This window comes from Hymenobacter sp. AT01-02 (assembly GCF_000961955.2).
GTDB lineage: Bacteria > Bacteroidota > Bacteroidia > Cytophagales > Hymenobacteraceae > Hymenobacter > Hymenobacter mucosus.
In genome coordinates this window covers 1-1,771 of record NZ_JZIR02000137.1, presented here as the reverse complement: position 1 = coordinate 1,771, position 1,771 = coordinate 1, and the positions used below count along the sequence as shown (strand labels likewise).

The following is a 1,771-nucleotide window of genomic DNA, read 5'->3' as shown; positions in this document are numbered from 1 at the left end:
AGGAGCAGAGGGCACGAGGTACACGTGGGAGATGGTTAGGGCCGAACGCTGGCTGACGGTATCGCGGCCGCCCGTGTCAATGATGATATCGTCGCACTTCGTAGCTAGGCGTTGTACTTGCGCATTCAGTTCACGGCCGGTGACCTTGACTGCGGTGTACCCCAAATCCCCTGCGAGCGACTGATGACGAAAGGAAGTGAAGTCCGTAGCCGACTCCTGATCATCGGCATCAATGAGAATAACATCGCGGCCCTGCTGCAGCAGATAGACCGTCAGGTTCGTTGCTATCGTGGTTTTACCGCTGCCGCCCTTGATGCCGCCTACCGTGTAGATCATGTTGTCGTGGTTGAACTAGTATCGGTTGTTGATTTAGTTGTAAAACTAGTTGTTTTTCTCATCCTGGCAATATCGGATTTACGCAAAGCCTAGTATCGGTAGCGTAACTGGATAGTATCCGGTCCCAAGAAAATGATAGTACTGTCGCAAGCCCGTCTCAACCGCTCCCTGAAGACAGGTACCCTAGGGCTCACTTGTCTTTGATTCCACTTAACGATTTTCTCCTGCTGAAAGCCCGCAGTAAAGGCTCGCCTGAACGAGCCCTTTGACCAGGTCCGGCCCATGACGAACGACCAAGCCCGTCCGGTACGCAACTACTTCTGGAGCCGCGACGGCAAGTACCTGCTCTACAGCCAGGATAAGGGCGGCGACGAAAACTTCAACATCTACGCCGTGAACCCGGCTGAAGCTCCCGCCGCTGGCCAGCCCGTGCCCACCGCCCGCGACCTCACCGGCCTAAAAGGCGTGCTCGTACAACTGCTCAGCGCGCCCCTGTCCGACCCCAACTCGCTCTACATCGGCCTCAACTACCGCGACAAGGCTTGGCATGACCTGTACAAGCTGAACCTAGCCACCGGTGAGAAAACCCTAGTGCGTCAGAACAACGACCGCATCGGGGCCTGGGAGTTCGACTGGAACGACCAGCTGCGCCTGGCCTCGCGCTCAAACCCGGACAGCAGCACTGAGTGGCTGCGCGTGGAGGGCGAAAAGCTGGTGCCCTTCTACAAAACGTCGATTGATGAGCAAAGCGGTGTGGTTGCCTTCGCCAAGGACAACCAGCACATGTACATGATCACCAACCGGGGCGCTGGCCGCAACCTAGCCGAAATCGTGCTCATCAACCCCGCCACCGGCCAGGAGCAGCCTTACCAAGCCGACCCACTGAAGCGAGTGGACGTGGGCAGCCTGGAGGTGGCGGAGAAAACGCACGAGCCAGTGTTTGTGAGATTCGAGGACGACCGCATGCGCCGCGTGTGGAAAGACAAGGCCTTGGAGCAGGACTTTACCGCCGTAAGCAAGCAGTTGCCGGGCCTCGACGTGTACCCCGCCTCGCACACCACCGACGAGCGGCTCTGGCTGCTGTCGGCTACTTCGGCTACCCAGCCCACGTGGCCTACCTGTTCGACCGCCAAACCAAGCAGCTCACCAAGCAGTACGAAACGCGGCCCAAGCTGCGCGCCGCCGACCTAGCCGACATGGAAGTGGCGCGCTATAAGTCGTCGGATGGGCTGGAAATTCCGGCTTACTTGACCTTACCTAAGGGTCTGACGACGAAGAACCTGCCGGTCATCATCCTCCCACGGCGGGCCCTGGGGGCGCGACGCGGTACGGCTTCAACGCTATGCATCAGTTTCTGGCCAACCGCAGCTACGCTGTGCTTTCGCCCAATTTCCGCGCCAGCACTGGCTATGGCAAGCAGTTCCTGAACTCCGGC

The 1,771-nt window shown here is 58.9% G+C and carries 2 protein-coding genes; one reads left to right on the top strand and one right to left on the bottom strand.

Annotation, left to right across the window (positions count from 1 at the left end):
• The coding region (locus VI25_RS21135; protein WP_152981749.1) for an AAA family ATPase at positions 1-336 on the bottom strand (336 nt) is incomplete at its 3' end.
• A gap of 282 nt (positions 337-618) precedes the next feature.
• Here VI25_RS21135 and VI25_RS21130 point away from each other — a divergent pair.
• Complete coding sequence (locus VI25_RS21130) at positions 619-1,527, top strand: hypothetical protein (protein WP_055562837.1); 909 nt, start codon at positions 619-621, stop codon at positions 1,525-1,527.
• Positions 1,528-1,771: the final 244 nt, after the last annotated feature.

Coding starts and splice junctions, on each gene's coding strand:
- VI25_RS21130 (WP_055562837.1), top strand. CDS start 619: ATGACGAACGACCAAGCCCGTCCGGTACGCAACTACTTCTGGAGCCGC.